Origin of the sequence: Streptomyces capitiformicae, from assembly GCF_002214185.1 — a bacterium.
Taxonomy (GTDB): Bacteria; Actinomycetota; Actinomycetes; order Streptomycetales; family Streptomycetaceae; genus Streptomyces; species Streptomyces capitiformicae.
Genome location: NZ_CP022161.1, coordinates 4,405,035 through 4,421,100, shown reverse-complemented (window position 1 = coordinate 4,421,100; position 16,066 = coordinate 4,405,035). Strand labels below are relative to the sequence as shown.

At 71.0% G+C, this 16,066-nt stretch carries 19 protein-coding genes; 13 read left to right on the top strand and 6 right to left on the bottom strand.

Annotation, left to right across the window (positions count from 1 at the left end; translation table 11 throughout):
- Positions 1 to 227: 227 nt before the first annotated feature.
- On the top strand, positions 228 to 839 hold the full coding sequence (locus CES90_RS19665) for a TetR/AcrR family transcriptional regulator (RefSeq protein WP_189783989.1): 612 nt from the start codon (positions 228 to 230) through the stop codon (positions 837 to 839).
- 29 nt (positions 840 to 868) lie between these two features.
- On the opposite strand, the gene CES90_RS19660 is transcribed toward CES90_RS19665, so the two are convergent.
- The 4 genes from CES90_RS19660 to CES90_RS19645 all read right to left on the bottom strand — a co-directional run bounded on the left by CES90_RS19660 (position 869) and on the right by CES90_RS19645 (position 4,607).
- Entirely contained in the window at positions 869 to 1,192 is a 324-nt protein-coding gene (locus CES90_RS19660; RefSeq protein ID WP_189783879.1) for a DMT family transporter, read from the bottom strand.
- 114 nt (positions 1,193 to 1,306) lie between these two features.
- Entirely contained in the window at positions 1,307 to 2,320 is a 1,014-nt protein-coding gene (gene rsgA, locus CES90_RS19655) for a ribosome small subunit-dependent GTPase A (protein ID WP_189783880.1), read from the bottom strand.
- 16 nt (positions 2,321 to 2,336) lie between these two features.
- Positions 2,337 to 3,656, bottom strand: a complete 1,320-nt coding sequence (gene aroA / locus CES90_RS19650) for a 3-phosphoshikimate 1-carboxyvinyltransferase (protein WP_189783881.1) — start codon at positions 3,654 to 3,656, stop codon at positions 2,337 to 2,339.
- A 228-nt stretch (positions 3,657 to 3,884) separates the two neighbouring features.
- Positions 3,885 to 4,607 carry a M50 family metallopeptidase gene (locus CES90_RS19645; RefSeq protein WP_189783882.1) on the bottom strand — a complete coding sequence of 241 codons (723 nt, stop codon included), beginning with the start codon at positions 4,605 to 4,607 and terminating at the stop codon, positions 3,885 to 3,887.
- A gap of 50 nt (positions 4,608 to 4,657) precedes the next feature.
- Here CES90_RS19645 and CES90_RS19640 point away from each other — a divergent pair, with 50 nt between their 5' ends.
- From CES90_RS19640 to rsrA, 4 genes are all read left to right on the top strand, one after another.
- The gene (locus tag CES90_RS19640) at positions 4,658 to 5,473 is read left to right on the top strand and encodes an SOS response-associated peptidase (protein ID WP_189783883.1); all 816 of its coding nucleotides are present in this window, start codon (positions 4,658 to 4,660) and stop codon (positions 5,471 to 5,473) included.
- 1 nt (position 5,474) lies between these two features.
- Positions 5,475 to 6,134, top strand: a complete 660-nt coding sequence (locus CES90_RS19635) for an alpha/beta hydrolase family protein (protein WP_229913916.1) — start codon at positions 5,475 to 5,477, stop codon at positions 6,132 to 6,134.
- A gap of 292 nt (positions 6,135 to 6,426) precedes the next feature.
- Positions 6,427 to 7,098, top strand: coding sequence for an RNA polymerase sigma factor SigR (gene sigR / locus CES90_RS19630; RefSeq protein ID WP_189783991.1), 672 nt, complete (start codon positions 6,427 to 6,429; stop codon positions 7,096 to 7,098).
- A complete protein-coding gene (gene rsrA, locus CES90_RS19625) occupies positions 7,095 to 7,406 on the top strand; it encodes a mycothiol system anti-sigma-R factor (protein WP_189783884.1) in 312 nt (103 codons plus the stop codon). The genes sigR and rsrA overlap by 4 nt, the downstream gene beginning before the upstream one ends.
- 133 nt (positions 7,407 to 7,539) lie before the next feature.
- On the opposite strand, the gene CES90_RS19620 is transcribed toward rsrA, so the two are convergent.
- Positions 7,540 to 7,905, bottom strand: coding sequence for a hypothetical protein (locus CES90_RS19620; RefSeq protein WP_189783885.1), 366 nt, complete (start codon positions 7,903 to 7,905; stop codon positions 7,540 to 7,542).
- A 154-nt stretch (positions 7,906 to 8,059) separates the two neighbouring features.
- On the opposite strand from CES90_RS19620, the gene CES90_RS19615 reads away from it, so the two are divergent.
- The 8 genes from CES90_RS19615 to def all read left to right on the top strand — a co-directional run bounded on the left by CES90_RS19615 (position 8,060) and on the right by def (position 15,050).
- A complete protein-coding gene (locus CES90_RS19615) occupies positions 8,060 to 8,434 on the top strand; it encodes a hypothetical protein (RefSeq protein WP_229913917.1) in 375 nt (124 codons plus the stop codon).
- Positions 8,431 to 9,264 carry a hypothetical protein gene (locus tag CES90_RS19610; protein WP_189783886.1) on the top strand — a complete coding sequence of 278 codons (834 nt, stop codon included), beginning with the start codon at positions 8,431 to 8,433 and terminating at the stop codon, positions 9,262 to 9,264. The genes CES90_RS19615 and CES90_RS19610 overlap by 4 nt, the downstream gene beginning before the upstream one ends.
- A gap of 191 nt (positions 9,265 to 9,455) precedes the next feature.
- Positions 9,456 to 9,665, top strand: a complete 210-nt coding sequence (locus CES90_RS19605; protein ID WP_189783887.1) for a hypothetical protein — start codon at positions 9,456 to 9,458, stop codon at positions 9,663 to 9,665.
- 94 nt (positions 9,666 to 9,759) lie between these two features.
- A complete protein-coding gene (locus CES90_RS19600) occupies positions 9,760 to 10,146 on the top strand; it encodes a roadblock/LC7 domain-containing protein (RefSeq protein WP_189783888.1) in 387 nt (128 codons plus the stop codon).
- Between the two features lie 156 nt (positions 10,147 to 10,302).
- Positions 10,303 to 11,748: an HD-GYP domain-containing protein gene (locus CES90_RS19595; protein WP_189783889.1), complete on the top strand. Its 1,446-nt coding sequence runs from the start codon at positions 10,303 to 10,305 to the stop codon at positions 11,746 to 11,748.
- Positions 11,745 to 12,986, top strand: a complete 1,242-nt coding sequence (locus CES90_RS19590) for an HD-GYP domain-containing protein (protein WP_189783890.1) — start codon at positions 11,745 to 11,747, stop codon at positions 12,984 to 12,986. The genes CES90_RS19595 and CES90_RS19590 overlap by 4 nt, the downstream gene beginning before the upstream one ends.
- 278 nt (positions 12,987 to 13,264) lie before the next feature.
- Positions 13,265 to 14,245, top strand: coding sequence for a tetratricopeptide repeat protein (locus CES90_RS19585; protein ID WP_149829382.1), 981 nt, complete (start codon positions 13,265 to 13,267; stop codon positions 14,243 to 14,245).
- Positions 14,246 to 14,399: 154 nt separating this feature from the next.
- On the top strand, positions 14,400 to 15,050 hold the full coding sequence (gene def / locus CES90_RS19580) for a peptide deformylase (protein ID WP_189783891.1): 651 nt from the start codon (positions 14,400 to 14,402) through the stop codon (positions 15,048 to 15,050).
- Between the two features lie 34 nt (positions 15,051 to 15,084).
- Here the strand turns inward: def and CES90_RS19575 are convergent, their stop codons facing one another.
- Positions 15,085 to 16,050: a GlxA family transcriptional regulator gene (locus tag CES90_RS19575; protein WP_189783892.1), complete on the bottom strand. Its 966-nt coding sequence runs from the start codon at positions 16,048 to 16,050 to the stop codon at positions 15,085 to 15,087.
- Between the last annotated feature and the right edge of the window lie 16 nt (positions 16,051 to 16,066).

Below are 16,066 nucleotides of genomic sequence, written 5' to 3'. Positions count from 1 at the left end.
GGTGCGGGGCTACAGGGGGCCGGGGGGACGGGTGGCCGTTGGGCGGGAGGTGGTACCCCCATCGCCCCATCGGCACGACCGCCCGCAGCTATGACGGGCGCGTGAGCCGGGGGGCCGCGTGTGTTGGCTTGTGTGCGCCCCTAGGAGGTGCCGTGGACTCTTGACAGTGGGTTTGTGCGCGTCAAATGTGAGGGCCAGAGTCGCCCGCTCGCACAAGGGAGGCGATGATGCCTGCAGCGCGGGAATCCTTGTTGGACGCCGCTTATACGGCGTTGGCGCGCCGGCCGTGGTCCGCCGTGCGGATGGTGGATGTGGCGGCGGTGGCCGGAGTGTCGCGTCAGACGCTGTACAACGAGTTCGGCAGCAAGGAAGGGCTCGCCCGGGCCCTGGTCCGCAGGGAAGCGGACGGTTATCTGGCGGGCGTCGAACGGGCGCTGGCCACGCCCGCGGACTCCCGCGACCGGCTGGCCGCGACCGCCGAATGGACCGTGGCGGCCTCCCGGAACAACGCGCTCGTGCGGGCCATGCTCACCGGCTGCTGGAGTGAACGCCTGCCCTCGCCGACGCTCTCGGCGGTGCCCTCGTCCTCCTCGGTGCCCGCACAACGCCGCGCGGACGGACCGCTGCCCGCGCCCGCCGACTTCGTGGCCCTCGTCCGCGACCGGGCCGTCGCCGTGCTGTCGCCGCCCGGCACCCCCAAGTCGGACACGGCGGAACTGGCCCGCTTCTGCGAACTCGCCCTCCGCCTCGCCCTGTCCTGTGTGGCGGCACCGCCGGGCGAGGGCGGGGTCACCGATCTCGTACGGACCGCGCTGCCGCGCCAGTTGAGCCGGCCCTGAGCCGGTCCTGAAGCAGTCGTCAAAGTGAACTAGTGTGACGCGCCCGATAGTTGCAGTCCCACGATGCCCACGATCACCAGTGAGATCGAGACGATTTTCAGGGTGGAGACCACGTCGCCGAGGAAGATCATTCCGTAGATCGCGGTGCCCGTCGCGCCGATGCCGGTCCAGACGGCGTATGCGGGACCGACGTCGAGCTTCTTCAGCGACAGGGTCAGCAGGCCGAAGCTGCCGAGAGCGAAAATACAGAAGGCGACGGTGGGCCAGAGTCTGGTGAAGCCGTGCGAGAGCTTCAGACAGACGGCGAATCCGGTTTCCAGAAGTCCGGCCACGACCACCAGCAGCCACGCCATGTCTCGTCCTCCCGTGTCCCCACGTTTCGTGACCGCTTCGGGTGATCTCGTCTGGATCCGACTTGGTGCGATTATGCACTTACCGGGTGGACGGGGGCGCAAACAACGCGGAGGTCAGTCGCCTTCCCGCCGTTCGCGCGTCGCGAGGAGCCTGCGCAGGGAGTAAAGGCGGGCCGGGTCCGCGTGACCGTCCGCGACCCATTGGTCCAGTGCGCAGTCGGGCTCGTCGTGACTGCACGCACGCGGACAGCCCTCTGTGCCCGACTCCAGGTCGGGGAAGGCGTGGATGACCCGGGAGGGGGCGATGTGGGCGAGGCCGAACGACCGTACGCCCGGGGTGTCCACCACCCAGCCACCGTCGGAGTCCGCCAGGGGGAGGGCCAACGCCGAGGTGGTGGTGTGCCGGCCGCGGCCCGTCACGGCGTTCACATGGCCCGTCGTACGGCGTAGGTCCTCGGGGACGAGCGCGTTCACCAAGGTTGTCTTGCCCACGCCAGAGTGGCCGACGAACGCCGTGACCTTGCCGTCGAGGTGTTCGCGTACGCGGTCGGCGGCGCCGCCGGTCTCCAGCTCCTCGCGGCTGGTCACGACATACGGGATGTCGAGGTCGCCGTAGAGCTCCAGGAGTTTGTCGGGGGAGGCCAGATCCGACTTGGTCAGGACCAGGACGGGGTCCAGGCCGCCGTCGTACGCCGCGACGAGGCAGCGGTCGATCAGGCGGGGGCGGGGTTCGGGGTCGGCGAGGGCGGTGACGATCGCGAGCTGATCGGCGTTGGCGACGACGACGCGCTCGAACGGGTCGTCGTCGTCCGCCGTGCGGCGCAGCACCGACGTGCGGTCGGCGGTGCGGACGATGCGGGCGAGCGTGTCCTTCTTGCCGGAGAGATCGCCGACGAGGGCGACCGTGTCACCGACGACCGCGGCCTTGCGGCCCAGTTCACGGGCCTTCATGGCCATGACCACGCGATCCTCGACCAGGCAGGTCAGGCGGCCGCGGTCGACGGTGAGGACCATGCCCTCGGCGGCGTCCTCGTGCTTCGGGCGGATGTTCGTACGGGGACGGTTGCCCTTGCGGTTCGGGCGGCTGCGGATGTCGTCCTCGTCGGTGTGCTTGCCGTAACGGCGCATGATCCCGGTCCGCCCGTCAGTTCTTCCCGAGCATCCCGGTCCACAGGTCGGGGAAGTCCGGCAAGGTCTTGGCCGTCGTCGCCACGTTCTCGATCTGCACACCGTCCACGGCCAGGCCGATGATCGCGCCGGCGGTGGCCATGCGGTGGTCGTCGTAGGTGTGGAAGACGCCGCCGTGCAGTGGGCGCGGGCGGATGTGGAGGCCGTCGGCGGTCTCGGTGACGTCGCCCCCGAGTTCGTTGATCTCCTTGGTGAGCGCGGCCAAGCGGTCCGTCTCGTGGAGGCGGAGGTGGGCGACGCCGCGCAGGGTCGAGGGGGAGTCGGCGAGGGCGGCGACCGCCGCGATGCCGGGGGTCAGCTCGCCGACCTCGCCGAGGTCCACGTCGATGCCGTGGATCGAGCCCGAGCCGGTGAACACCAGCCCGTACTCGGTCAGTTCGCAGGAACCGCCCATCTCGGTGAAGATCTCGCGGAGCTGGTCACCGGGCTGGGTGGTGCGCGCGGGCCAGTCGGGGACGATCACCTTGCCGCCGGTCACCAGGGCCGCCGCCAGGAACGGCTGGGCGTTCGACAGATCCGGCTCGACCGTCAGGTCGCGGCCGAGCAGGGCGCCCGGGGTGACGCGCCAGACGTTCGGCTCGCCGCCCGACTCCGGGGTGTCCACCTGCGCGCCGACCGAGCGCAACATGTCCACGGTCATGCGGATGTGCGGCATGGAGGGGAGCGTCGAGCCGATGTGGCGGACCTCCACGCCCTGGTTGAAGCGCGGGGCGGAGAGCAGCAGCGCCGATACGAACTGGGAGGACGACGACGCGTCGATCCGCACCGGACCGCCGTCGAGGGCGCCGCTGCCGTGCACGGTCAGGGGCAGCGCGCCCCGGCCGTCGTCGTCGATCCGGGCACCGAGGACACGCAGGGCGTCGACCACACCGTGCAGGGGGCGCTCGTACGACCTCGGGTCGCCGTCGAAACGGATGGGGCCGTCGGCGAGGGCGGCCACGGGGGGCAGGAAGCGCATGACCGTGCCGGCGTTGCCGACGTCGACGGTGGCCGGGCCGTGCAGGCCCGTGGGGAGGACGCGCCAGGCCTCGCCGGTGCCGTCGGGGCCGACGCCTTCCTCGATGCCGACGCCCATCGCGCGCAGCGCGGCCGCCATCAGGAGGGTGTCCCGGGAGCGGAGGGGGCGGCGGAGCCAGCCGGGTTCGCTGGCGAGAGCCGCCAGGACGAGGGCGCGGTTGGTCACGGACTTGGACCCCGGGACGTGGACCGTCGCGTCGACGGTTGCGCTCGCGCGCGGGGCGGGCCAGAGGGCGGTGTGGGTGTCTTTCGGGGCCATGGTCCCAACCATAGTGGGGGTTCGCCTTGGGGGGTGCCTCGTGATCGCCGTGGGCGGGTGCGGGTTGTTCGTGGCTGGTCGCTCCCCCACTCTCGGCTTCTCCCCCACTCTCGGCTTCTCCTCCACTCTCGACTTCGCTCGAGCGGGAGGGACCCCCATGAGCGGGGGGACCCCCATCGCGGCGGAGCCGCACATGGATACAGCCCCGCGCCCCTTGGGCAGCCGGGGTCACAAGTTCAGCAGCCAGCGGCCCCCGCCCAGCAGCGAGCACAGTGACACCACGTGGAACATCAGCAGCCACGCCAGCGGCGGTACGTGGGTCAGGCGGGAGAGTTGGTCCGCGTCCGAGTCGCCCGCTCCGCCCCTCCTGCGCTTCGCCTGGAGTTCGAAGGCCGGGCGTACTCCGCCGAGGAGGAGGAACCAGACCACCGTGTACGCGAAGGCCGCCTGGACCTGGGGGCCGGCGAGCCAGGAGACGACCACGAAGGTGCCGCCGGTGATGATCACCGTCAGGGCTCCGTAGGCGTTGCGGATCATGACGAGCATGGCGACCAGCAGGATCGTGGCGAGCCACAGGAGCAGGGTGATGCGGCCGGAGCCGAGGAGGGCGGCGCCGCCGAGGCCCAGGAGCGGGGGTGCGGTGTAGCCGGCCGCGGCGGTGAGGATCATGCCGAGGCCGGTGGGCTTGCCCCTGCTGACCGTGAGGCCGCTGGTGTCGGAGTGGAGGCGGATGCCGGTCAGGGTGCGGCCGGTGAGCAGCGCGATCAGGCCGTGACCGCCCTCGTGCGCGATGGTGATGGCGTTGCGCGAGAGCCGCCAGACACCGTGCGGGACGATCGCGGCGAGCGCGACGGCCGCGGTGGCTATGACGACCCAGGTGTCGGGGTCGGGCTGGCTGCCGACGAGCTCGTCCCAGAGGGAGGCGAGCGAGGTGGCTGCGGTGCTTTCCATTGTCGGTGGTGGCTCCCTTGGGTCGCTTCGGATGTGGAAGTCTGGCACTCATGTGCGGACGGTATGCGGCGAGTCGTAGGCCCGAGGATCTCGCAGGAATCTTTGAGATCGAGAAGTGGGAGCCGGAAGAGACCCTGGAGCCCGACTACAACGTGGCCCCCACCAAGGAGGTCTACGTGGTTCTCGACCGCCCTCTTAAGGACGCCGACGACAAAAGACCGGTTCGCCAGTTGCGCAAGCTGAAGTGGGGGCTCGTCCCGTCCTGGTCCAAGAATCCCGAGGGCGCCGCCCGGATGATCAACGCGCGCGCCGAGACGGTCCACGAGAAGCCGTCGTACCGGCGTGCCTTCGCCACCCGGCGCTGCATCCTGCCCGCCGACGGCTACTACGAGTGGGTCACCGGCAAGCAGGAGCGTGATCTGGAGGTCGAGGGGAAGAAGAAGCGGCCGCGCAAGCAGCCGTACTTCGTGCTCCCCGCAGACGGGTCCGTCTTCGCGATGGCCGGGTTGTACGAGTTCTGGCGGGACCGGACGCTGCCGGACGACCACCCGCAGGCCTGGTGGGCCACCTGCTCGGTGATCACGACGGAGGCCGAGTCGACGCCGCTGGCCGTGGCCCCGGAGCACGGCCCGCACACGTTGGCCGAGATCCACCCCCGGATGCCGCTGATGCTCACGCCCGACCGCTGGGACTCCTGGCTCGACCCGGCCCGCACGGACCTCGACGACCTGCGCCGGCTGCTGGAACCGCCGCCCGCCGGTCTGATGCGCGCGTACCCCGTCTCCACGGCCGTCAGTAATGTCCGTAACAACAGCCCGGAGCTGCTCGACGAGCTGGAGGGGCCCGTGGAGGGCACACTCTTCTAGCGTGACTTCCAGAGCGACTTCCGATGTGACCGGGATCAGAGAAGAGATCGACACCGAGGCGGGTACGGCCCGCGTCACTTGGTGCGCGGCCGAGAGGGCCGATTTCGTGCTGGCTGTCGGCCACGGCGCCGGCGGCGGGATCGAGGCGCGTGACCTTCAGGCCCTCGCCGCCCTGCTTCCGGCGCACGGTGTGACCGTCGCGCTCGTCGAGCAGCCCTGGCGGGTGGCCGGGAAGAAGCTCGCGCCGGCCCCCAGGACGCTGGACGTCGGCTGGCGGGGGTTGTGGCCCGCGTTGACGAAGCCGGGGCTGCCGGTGATCGCGGGCGGGCGGAGCGCCGGGGCCCGGGTGGCCTGTCGTACGGCGACGGAGCTGGGCGCGGCGGCCGTACTCGCGCTGAGCTTCCCGCTGCATCCGCCGGGCAAGCCGGAGAAGTCCCGTGCGGACGAACTGCTCGGGGCCGGGGTGCCCACGCTCGTCGTACAGGGCGGGAACGATCCGTTCGGGCGGCCGGAGGAGTTCCCACAGGGGTCGTACGGCTTGGTGGAGGTGCCGTACGGCGATCACGGGTTCGCCGTGCCGAAGCGGGCGCCCCTCGACCAGGAGGAGGCCCTGAAGGTCATCACCGACGGTGTCGTGGAGTGGATCGCGTCACTCCGTTAGGGGAGTGGAACGCGTCACTCGGTAAGGAGTCGGTGGGAGAACGGGAATGCCGCATGGCCGGCCTCTGTTGTGCGGATCAGACAGCGCGAGAGCGTGCTGGCCGTTCGTAGGAGAGGAAGTCCGCCGCATGGGTTCGACCACCTGCCCGACCCGCAGCAGCCGCGCCGACCTGGACTGGACGGTGCTGCACGCGGCCAAGCGCGGCTCTATTCGGGCGGCGGCGGGCGTGGATCGTCGTCTATCCTCCGATTCTGGTGGTACCGGTCTCGGTATCGCACAGACGCTGGAGGAGGTGGGTCCGGTCACTGGGACCGACGCAGGGACCGAACACGGCCAGGCGGAGCAGCCCGAAGGCACGGAGACCGCCGCGGACCGCAGCGCCCGTTTCGAGCGGGACGCTCTGGAATTCCTCGATCAGATGTATTCGGCCGCGCTGCGCATGACGCGCAACCCGGCCGACGCCGAGGACCTGGTGCAGGAGACGTACGCGAAGGCGTACGCGTCCTTCCACCAGTTCCGCGAGGGCACCAATCTGAAGGCCTGGCTGTACCGCATCCTCACCAACACCTTCATCAACTCGTACCGCAAGAAGCAGCGCGAACCCCAGCGCAGTGCGGCCGAGGAGATCGAGGACTGGCAGCTGGCGCGCGCCGAGTCGCACATGTCGACGGGCTTGCGCTCCGCCGAGTCGCAGGCGCTCGACCACCTGCCCGACTCGGACGTGAAGGAAGCGCTGCAGGCGATCCCCGAGGAGTTCCGCATCGCCGTCTATCTCGCCGATGTCGAGGGCTTTGCGTACAAGGAGATCGCCGACATCATGGGGACACCCATCGGTACGGTGATGTCCCGGCTGCACCGGGGCCGCCGTCAACTGCGCGGCATGTTGGAGGACTACGCCCGTGAGCGGGGCCTGGTCCCGGCCGGCGCCGGAGAGTCGAACGAAGCGAAAGGCTCGGGCTCATGAGCTGCGGAGAGCCGCATGAGACGGATTGCAGCGAGATCCTCGATCATCTCTACGAGTTCCTCGACCGTGAGATGCCTGACACCGACTGCACCAAGTTCGAGCACCACTTCGAGGAATGCTCGCCCTGTCTGGAGAAGTATGGGCTCGAACAGGCCGTCAAGAAGCTGGTGAAGCGGTGTTGTGGGCAGGATGACGTGCCGACCGACCTGCGGGCCAAGGTGATGGGGCGGATCGATCTGATCCGGTCCGGGCAGGCCGTGCCCGAGCACGATGTGACGGCCGGACCGGCGACGCCGCAGGAATCCTGACCGCGCCGCAGGAATCCTGACCGCGCCGCGGAAAGCCTGAATCCTTAATTCCGTTTCTGTGCCTGTTCTCCAAGGGCCGTCCGGCCGTCGGAGAACAGGCACAAGTCGTTTCGGGCAGGCGGGGTAGGAGCCCTCAGACCTCGAGGCCGTTCTCGATGCGCTTGAGGGCGTGCCGGGCCAGCGCCAGGTTGCTGCGGCTGCGGTCCAGCGCGAGGTAGAGGAAGAGCGAGCCCTTGCTGCTGGTCAGCGGGCGGAGCAGGTGGTACTGCCGGCCCAGCGTGATCAGGATGTCCTCGATCACGTCGTTCATGTCGAGCGAGGCCAGCGTGCGCATCTTGGAGCGCACGACCTCGGTGTTGCCGGCCGCCGCGAGTTCGAGGTCGAGGTGCGGCCCGCCGCCGAGGGTGCCGAGCGACATGCCGCTCTCGTAGTCGACGAGCGCGACGCCGAGCGCGCCGTCGATCGCCATGGCTTCCTTGAGTGCGGTCTCGATGTTCATATTGCTGCCCCAATTCCTCAGTGAAGCTGACCGGTCACTGTCCGGCCAACTACGATCGACGCGAGTGACCCCAGCGGTCACAAGCATCAACTTTGTTGCGTGTTGTGGAAGTTGGCGTTCAAAGTACTGTGCGGCACGTGAACGTGGAGGGCGAATGGGGGAACGGGCTACGGCGCTTCAGGCATCCCTGGACCGGCTACTCGAATCTCCCGGCGTCACCGGCGTCGCCCTGATCGATGCCGTGACCGGACTCACCTACGGCGTGGCGGGAGACGCCGCCCAGGCAGGGACCGGCACAGAGGCCTGCGAACTCGCCGCCCTCATCTGCGAGCGGCTCGGCGCGGCGGGGGCCGTGGGGGAGTTGGAAAGTGTGGTCATGACCAGCACGAGACGCCATCAGGTGCTGCTCTCCGTGGACCGGTCGGCCGGCGATCCGCTGCTGCTGGCGGCCGGACTCGACCGGGACCGGGCCAACATCACCCTGGCGTTGCGCGGCCTCGGCGACCGGGCCCGAGAGGTGCTGGCGTGAAGACGCCCTCGGCGCGCAATGTGCCGGCGCTCCTGCATGCTCTGCACCAGGAGGGTTTCAGCGGCACGGTACGGGTCTCCGGTAGCCCGGGCGGCACGATTCACCTGCGCGACGGCCTCATCGGCGCGATCGAGACACCGGGCTCGCCGACCGCGGTGTCCACGCTGCTCACCTCGGGCCGGATCGACGACGACGCCTGGCTGGCGGCGTGTGCGGCGGAGCCCGACCTGGACCGGCTGGACCTGCGCCTGGTGGCCGCGGACCTGATCGGCGCCGCCGAAGTGGAGGTCGTCTGCACGGCGGCCGTCTTCGACGGGGCCTTCGCGATGGCGCCCAGTCCGCCCGATGGCTGGGAGCTGACCGAACGTGAGCCGACACTCCTCACCCGGCCCGGCGTTGAGCCGAGGCCGCTGGCCGAGGAGACCACCCGGCGCATGGCGTTGCTGTCCCGGCTGTGGGGCCCCGCCGGTGAACTGGCCCGCGTCCGGCCCGAACCGGTCCCCGGCCGGGACCCGGAAGCCGACGGCAGGCTGACCCGGCGTCACCGCGAACTCGTCGAGAGCGCCAACGGGCGCCGCACCCCGCGCGACATTGCCTTCGCCCGGGGGCGCGGACTCTACGCGGTGATGCTCGACCTGATCCGGCTGGAGAGGCTCGGGGCCGTCCGGTGGGAGAACCGGACGACACCCGACGGCCGGCCCAGCACCGCACCCCGGGTCGCGCCGCCTCAAACGGCGGCCGACGAGCTGTCACCGAGGGCGGGCCCTCTTCCCAGACGTAGACCCGGTGGGGGATTTCCCTCCGGAGACCTCGGAGCCGGGGGCGGGTAGTGAGCTCAGACGAAGACCCGGCCCGCAAGCGCCGCCGCCGTACCAAGGCCGCGCGTCCCCGGCGGAGCCCGGCTCCGCGAGCAGGGGCGGACGACCGCACGGCACCACCCGCCGCACCCTCACCCCCACCACCGTCCACACCACGGTCCGCCGAGCCCGGGGCCACGGACGCGGAACAGCCACCGTTACCCGTGCGGAAACCCACGCGGGGCACGACAGGGACTTCAGGGCGGAACGACGCGTCGGACAGCCCGGCCGCGCCGCCGTCCCCCTTCCCGCCCCTGTCCCTGCTGTCGGCCGAGGAACTCCTCGCCGAACAACCTTCCATCGACATGCTGCGGCGCGTCCGCCGCGGGCTGCGGGCGCTCCCCGAGTCCGACCAGCGGCACCTGTCCGACTGAGTCGCACGGACCGCACCCACCCGACGCTCGGAACCCATCCGACGCTTGGACCGCACCACCCACCGCAGAGATCCGGACCAAGGAGCACGTTCCCATGACCGCACACGCATCGACCGAATCGCTCACCGGCATCCTGACCTCGCTGCGTGATCGGGTGCTGGGCGTCTCCGAGAGCGTCCTGTCCACCGTGGACGGGCTCCTCGTCGTCGCCGACGTCGACAAGGTCCATCCCGAGTCCATCGCCGCGCTCGCCGCCGCCACGCTCGGCGTCGGCCGCCGCATGGCCGACCAGTCCGGTGCCGGCGCGCTCCGTGAGGTGGTGGTCCGGTGCGGGGCCGGCCACGTCATCGTCGTAGCCGTCGGTGAGCGCACCCTCCTCACCGTCATGGGTGACGACGGGCTGGACATCGCCGCGTTCCAGAGGGAGTCGCCGGCGACTGTGGAGCAGCTCAACAAGGTGTTGGCGGCGGATGTGGCGTAGTTGAGCACTCGAACATGACTTCACTCGAAGGAGTTAATCCAGCCATCGTGGCGCCACCGATTCGGCCGTAGCCGTCTCTGCCCGACCTCGCCCGTCCTAGGCTCCGGAGCCTGGACTCGGGAGGGGTGTCTCGGGAGGGATGTCGGGAGAGGTGTCATGAGGTCGGTTCCGGTGGGGGCGCGGGTATACGTCGCTTGTGTCGCCGTCGGTGCCCTCGGGTGTCTCGCGCCGTTGCCCGGGGTCCGTGTTCCGTGGTGGGCGGTGGTCCTGCTCGCCGTGCTCTACGCCGGGTGCGAGCAGATCACCCGGTGCCGGATCGTGGGGCACCGGGCGCCCAGGGGCATGGGGTCCTTCTTCCCGGTGCTGCTCGCCGGGGCGTTTCTGCTGCCACCGCCCGTCGCCGCGCTCGTGGCGGTGCCGGGGGCGTTGATCGCTCGGGTCGAGCAGCGGCCGCGGTGGTTGCGTCGCGTGTGGCGGGCGGCCCAGCTCGTGCTCGCCGTGTGGGCCGCCTCCCGGGTGCACCGGGCGTTGGGCGGCCGGGACACGGTCGTCGACCCCGACTTCCCGAACGCGTTGCTGCCGGCCGGGGCCGCCGTGCTGGCGTTCTGCGCGGTGCTGACCGTGCTCGACGGCGGGATCCTGGCGCTCGCCGAACGGGTGCCGTGGCGTGGCGCGTGGCGGGGGCTCCTCCCGCGGTCGCTGGCGCCCGTCGCGGTGCATGGGCTCGCCGGACTGATGATGGCGGTGCTCTGGCGCAGCCCGTACGGGCCCGTCGCCGCGCTGCTCGTCCTGTTGCCGATGTACGTGTCCTGCTGGGTGTTCGCGCAGTACCACCGGGAGCGGGCAGCGCACCAGGCGACCATTCGCGCGCTCGTCCAGGCCGTCGACATCAAGGACGGGTACACCCGCGGCCACAGCGAGCGGGTCGGGCAGGCGTCCATGATGATCGCGCGGGAACTGGGCATGGACGACGAGCGGACCGAGGTGCTCCGTTTCGCCGGGATCCTGCACGACGTCGGGAAACTGGGGGTGCCCACGCGGCTGCTCCGCAAGGACGGGCCGCTCACCCCGGAGGAGCGCCGGGTCATCGAACTGCATCCCGAGTACGGCCACGAGATGGTGCGCGGCATCTCCTTCCTCGGCGAGGCCCGGGCGGCGGTGCTGCATCACCATGAGCGGCTGGACGGGAGCGGCTATCCGTGCGGGCTGGTGGGCAGCCAGATTCCGGAGTTCGCGAGGGTGGTGGCGGTGGCCGACGCCTTCGACGCGATGACCTCGACGCGGTCCTACCGGCGCGCCCGGCCGGTCGCCGCCGCGCTCGCCGAGTTGGAGCGGTGTGCGGGCGCCCAGTTCGACCCCGTGATGGTGGGGGCGCTGGGGCGGGCCCTCGGGCGGTACGGCTGGCATCCGACGGTGACCGCCGAACCCTCCCTGGCCGACCCCGCCGCGGCCGACCCCTGCGGAAACGTGTCGCCACCTCGGTCGTCCGGGGCCGACAGGGCAGTAGAACAGGCGGACGCGGGGCGGGCGGGCTCGGGGCGGGTGGAACCGGAGCAAGGGGATGGGAGGAAGGCGGACGCCGCTGGGAGGCGGGTCCCGTGAGCTTTCTCGTCGCCCTTCGTTCCGTCGCCGTGCTCCTCACCCTCCTCGCCCTGGCCCACACCCTCCGGCACGGTCTCGCCGAGCCCGGTGTCGCTCTCGCCTTCGGTGTGCTCGTGGTCGTGGGCGAGCTGTCGCGGTGGAGCGGGGCGGAGGCGCGGGAGACGGCGCCGCTCGGGATTGCCGGGGCGCTGTCGTACGCCTTGCTGGGGCAGAGCGGGGGGCAGGTGTCGCAGCACGGGGTGCTCCAGGTCGTCGCGGTCGTCGCCGTGGCCGCGCTGCTCGGGTGTGTGCCGCATGTTGTCCGGGGGTGCGGGGCGACCGTCGATCACCTCACCCGGCGGGTGCTCACCGTCGCCTTCGCCGCCGTCTGCTTCCAGCCGCTGTACCACCGCGGCAGGCTGTTGGAGTGGAGCGGGGCCGCGCATGTGCTGTTGCTCCTCACGCTGCTCGTGCTGACCGTGCTGTGCGACGCCCTGCTGGCGGCGGCCATGGCGCACGCGCGGACGCGGTGGCCGTTCGGGCCGCTGCTGCGGGACGAGCTGCGGGCGCTGCTCGGGATCGGGTCCGTGGTGTGCGCGACCGGGGTCGTCATGGCCCTCGCGGTCGGCGTCGTCGGCCTGTGGGCGTTGGCGGTCTTCTCGCTTCCCCTGCTGCTGACCCAGCTGTCGTTCCGGCGGTACGCGGCCGTGCGGGCCACATATCGGCAGACCATCGCCTCGCTCGCCCGGGCCACCGAGATCGCCGGGTACACCCCGCCCGGGCACGCCCGACGCGTGGCCGCGCTCAGCCGGGAGGTGGGGCGGGAGCTGGGGCTCAGCGAGCCGCAGCTGACCGTGCTCGAGTACGCGGCACTGATGCACGACATCGGGCAGCTGAGCCTCGTCGACCCCGTGCCGGCCGGGGCCACCACCGGGCTGCCGGCGGCCGAACAGCGCCGGATCGCGCTGCTGGGCGGCGCCGTCGTACGGCAGACCGGAGTGGACAACGAGGTCGCGGTGGTGGTGGAACGGCAGGCGGCCCCGTACCGTGACCAGCCGATCGGCGCCCGGATCATACGGACGGTGAACGCGTACGAGGAGAAGGCACGGGCAGCGGGGCCCGGAGGTCCGCTCAGGGCGCTGGAGGAACTGCGGCTCGCAACGGCCCGCGACTATCAGCCGGAGGTGGTCGAAACGCTGGCCAGGGTGCTGATGCGGCAGCGGGGCAGTGCGACGGGACCCCAGGGCGCCCAGCTCTAGCTCTGAGCAGCTCGGGGCGTCTCGGGCGTTTAGCGCCGGGGCGCCTCTGGCAAGGGTTCCCGGAGGGCCTCCGGCGCGAGGTCCCGGGGAGGTTGGGCAAGGGGTGGTGGGCGACGGGTGGGGCGGTCTGACCGGGTCGAGGGTGGGTAACCCATGGGTAATGAGCGACTCTCCTTCCGTCCGTGGTTGGATGCGAGGGAGAGGGTGTACCGGGGGGCGACGGCCGGCTCACTCCAATGGAACTGGCAGGCGGGAACCGTAACTGGCAGGCGGGAATCGTGAGGATCTTCGGCAAGGGACGGCATCGGCCCTCCGCCTCCTGGCGGCAGGCCACCGATCGTGCGTTCACGCTGATCGGCGACGGACGGTACGAGGACGCGGGCGCGCTGCTGACACGTGCCGCGGATCTGGAGCCGTGGCTGTCCGAGTCCTGGTTCAACCTCGCCCTGCTGCACAAGTTCCGGCACGACTGGGAGCAGGCCAGAGCGGCCGGCCTCCGGGCCGTCGCACTTCTCGACCGCGAGACGGGGGCGCCGGACTGGTGGAACGTGGGCATCGCCGCCACAGCCCTGCAGGACTGGCCGCTGGCCCGCCGCGCCTGGCAGGCGTACGGGCTGCGGGTGCCCGGGGCCGCGAGCGCCTCCGGCGAGCCCGTCGGCATGGACCTGGGCAGCGCCGCCGTACGGCTGTCGCCGGAGGGTGAGGCCGAGGTCGTGTGGGGGCGGCGGCTCGACCCCGCCCGTATCGAGGTGCTCTCCATTCCGCTGCCGTCCTCCGGGCGGCGCTGGGGCGAGGTCGTCCTGCACGACGGGGTTCCGCACGGGGAGCGGACCACGGCCGCTGGGCACGCGTATCCGGTGTTCGACGAGATCGAGCTGTGGGCGCCGTCGCCGGTGCCGACCTGGGTGGTGCTGCTGGAGGCGGCGACCGAGGCGGACCGGGACGCGCTGGAGCGGCTCGCGGCCGACGCCGGGTTCGCGGCGGAGGACTGGTCGTCGTCGGTGCGGCTGTTGTGCCGGCTGTGCTCGGAGTCCCGGATGCCGTCCGATGAGGGCGACGGGGACCATCTGGACCCGCATGACCACAGTGAGCCGGGGCATCCCGGGCCGCTGGGGCATGTCACGGACGGGCAGTTGTGGGCGCCGGAGCGGGAGTGCGGGGTGGCTGCGCCGGCTTCGCTGGTTCGGGGGTTGCTGGACGGGTGGGTTGCCGACAGCCCGGATTCCAGGGATTGGCGGGATTTGGAAGAGGTTTGTTAGGTCGTTGTTCGACTGCGGACCGGTGGGGGCTGGTCGCGCCCACGCGGCGGAGCCGCACATTGACACAGACCCGCGCCCCCTACGGGGGCCCGGGATCCCCGTACCCTGTATCAGCAACTCACCCCCGGTTTTTTCAGGAAGGCGTACGTCTGTCATGGCTCAGCAGGACACCGATCAGCAGCACGTGGGCGTGCTCCCCGTCGATGACGAGGGGTTCGTCGTCGACACGGAGGACTGCGAGGAGCGCGAGCAGGCGTACCGCGAGCGGGGTACCTCGCGGCCGATCACGGTCGTCGGGAACCCGGTGCTGCACAAGGAGTGCAAGGACGTCACCGAGTTCGACGACGAGCTGGCGAAGCTGGTGGACGACATGTTCGCCAGTCAGCGCACCGCCGAGGGCGTGGGCCTGGCCGCGAACCAGATCGGCGTCGATCTGAAGGTGTTCGTGTACGACTGCCCGGACGACGAGGGCAACCGGCACGTCGGCGTGGTCTGCAACCCCAAGCTGGTCGAACTGCCCGCCGAGACGCGCCGGTTGGACGACAGCAACGAGGGATGCCTGTCCGTGCCGACCGCGTACATGCCGCTCGCCCGCCCCGACTACGCCGAGGTCACCGGGCAGGACGAGAAGGGCAACCCGATCAAGGTGCGCGGCACCGGTTACTTCGCGCGCTGCCTGCAGCACGAGACCGACCATCTGTACGGCTACCTGTACATCGACCGGCTGTCCAAGCGCGACCGCAAGGACGCGCTGCGGCAGATGGCCGAGAACGAGCCCCGGTACCCCGTCGTCGCGAACGACTGAGGCCACACCGGGGGCGCGTGTCCTCAGGCCCGGCTCAGGCGGCCTCCGGGCCCCGGAACGTCCTGCGGTAGGCCTGGGGGGTCGTGCCCAGTGACCGTACGAACTGATGGCGCAGGGCGGCCGCCGTGCCGAAGCCGGTGCGCCAGGCGATCGTGTCCATCGTCTCGTCCGTCGCCTCCAGCAACCGCTGGGCCAGCAGCACCCGTTGGCGCAGGATCCAGCGGTACGGGGTGGTCCCGGTTTCCTGCTGGAAGCGGCGGGCGAACGTACGCGGGGACATATGGGCGCGGGCGGCGAGCTGCTCGACGGTGACCTCCTCGTCGAGGTGGCGCTCCATCCAGGCCAGCACCTCGCCGACCGTGTCGCACTGCGAGCGGGGCAGCGGCCGCTCGATGTACTGGGCCTGACCGCCGTCGCGGTGCGGTGGTACGACCATGCGCCGCGCGATCTTGTTGGCGACCTCCGGGCCCTGTTCCCTGCGGACGATGTGGAGACAGGCGTCGATACCGGCCGCGGTACCCGCCGAGGTGATCACCGGGTCGGCGTCCACGTACAGCACGTCCGGTTCGACGATCGCCCGCGGAAAACGCCGGGCCAGTATCTCGGCGTGCCGCCAGTGAGCGGCGCAGTGCCGCCCGTCGAGCAGCCCGGCCGCGCCCAGCACGAAGACTCCGGAGCAGACGCTGAGCACCCGGGCGCCTCGGTCGACGGCCCGGCGCAGGGCGTCGAGCAACTCGGGTGGACAGTCACGGGTGACGTGCCTGTCCGAGGCCGGTACGGCGATCAGGTCCGCCTCCTCCAGGCGCTCGAGGCCGTACGGGGTCGACACCGTGAAGCCGGGGACGTGGGTGCTCAGCGCCCGACCCTCCGCCGAGACCACGGCGAAGTCGTACACCGGCAGGCCCTCGTCGCTCCGGTCGAGGCCGAACACCTCGCAGACGACGCCGAGTTCGAAGGGGTGCACGCCGTCGAGGAGGACGGCGGCGACGTTCTTCAGCATGCCGCCAAGTGTGCCT

Bases quoted from the DNA above. Each gene is read 5' to 3' on its own strand.
- CES90_RS19665 (WP_189783989.1), top strand. From the start codon at position 228: ATGCCTGCAGCGCGGGAATCCTTGTTGGACGCCGCTTATACGGCGTTG.
- CES90_RS19660 (WP_189783879.1), bottom strand. From the start codon at position 1,192: ATGGCGTGGCTGCTGGTGGTCGTGGCCGGACTTCTGGAAACCGGATTC.
- rsgA (WP_189783880.1), bottom strand. From the start codon at position 2,320: ATGCGCCGTTACGGCAAGCACACCGACGAGGACGACATCCGCAGCCGC.
- aroA (WP_189783881.1), bottom strand. From the start codon at position 3,656: ATGGCCCCGAAAGACACCCACACCGCCCTCTGGCCCGCCCCGCGCGCG.
- CES90_RS19645 (WP_189783882.1), bottom strand. From the start codon at position 4,607: ATGGAAAGCACCGCAGCCACCTCGCTCGCCTCCCTCTGGGACGAGCTC.
- CES90_RS19640 (WP_189783883.1), top strand. From the start codon at position 4,658: ATGTGCGGACGGTATGCGGCGAGTCGTAGGCCCGAGGATCTCGCAGGA.
- rsrA (WP_189783884.1), top strand. From the start codon at position 7,095: ATGAGCTGCGGAGAGCCGCATGAGACGGATTGCAGCGAGATCCTCGAT.
- CES90_RS19620 (WP_189783885.1), bottom strand. From the start codon at position 7,905: ATGAACATCGAGACCGCACTCAAGGAAGCCATGGCGATCGACGGCGCG.
- CES90_RS19615 (WP_229913917.1), top strand. From the start codon at position 8,060: ATGGGGGAACGGGCTACGGCGCTTCAGGCATCCCTGGACCGGCTACTC.
- CES90_RS19600 (WP_189783888.1), top strand. From the start codon at position 9,760: ATGACCGCACACGCATCGACCGAATCGCTCACCGGCATCCTGACCTCG.
- CES90_RS19595 (WP_189783889.1), top strand. From the start codon at position 10,303: ATGAGGTCGGTTCCGGTGGGGGCGCGGGTATACGTCGCTTGTGTCGCC.
- def (WP_189783891.1), top strand. From the start codon at position 14,400: ATGGCTCAGCAGGACACCGATCAGCAGCACGTGGGCGTGCTCCCCGTC.
- CES90_RS19575 (WP_189783892.1), bottom strand. From the start codon at position 16,050: ATGCTGAAGAACGTCGCCGCCGTCCTCCTCGACGGCGTGCACCCCTTC.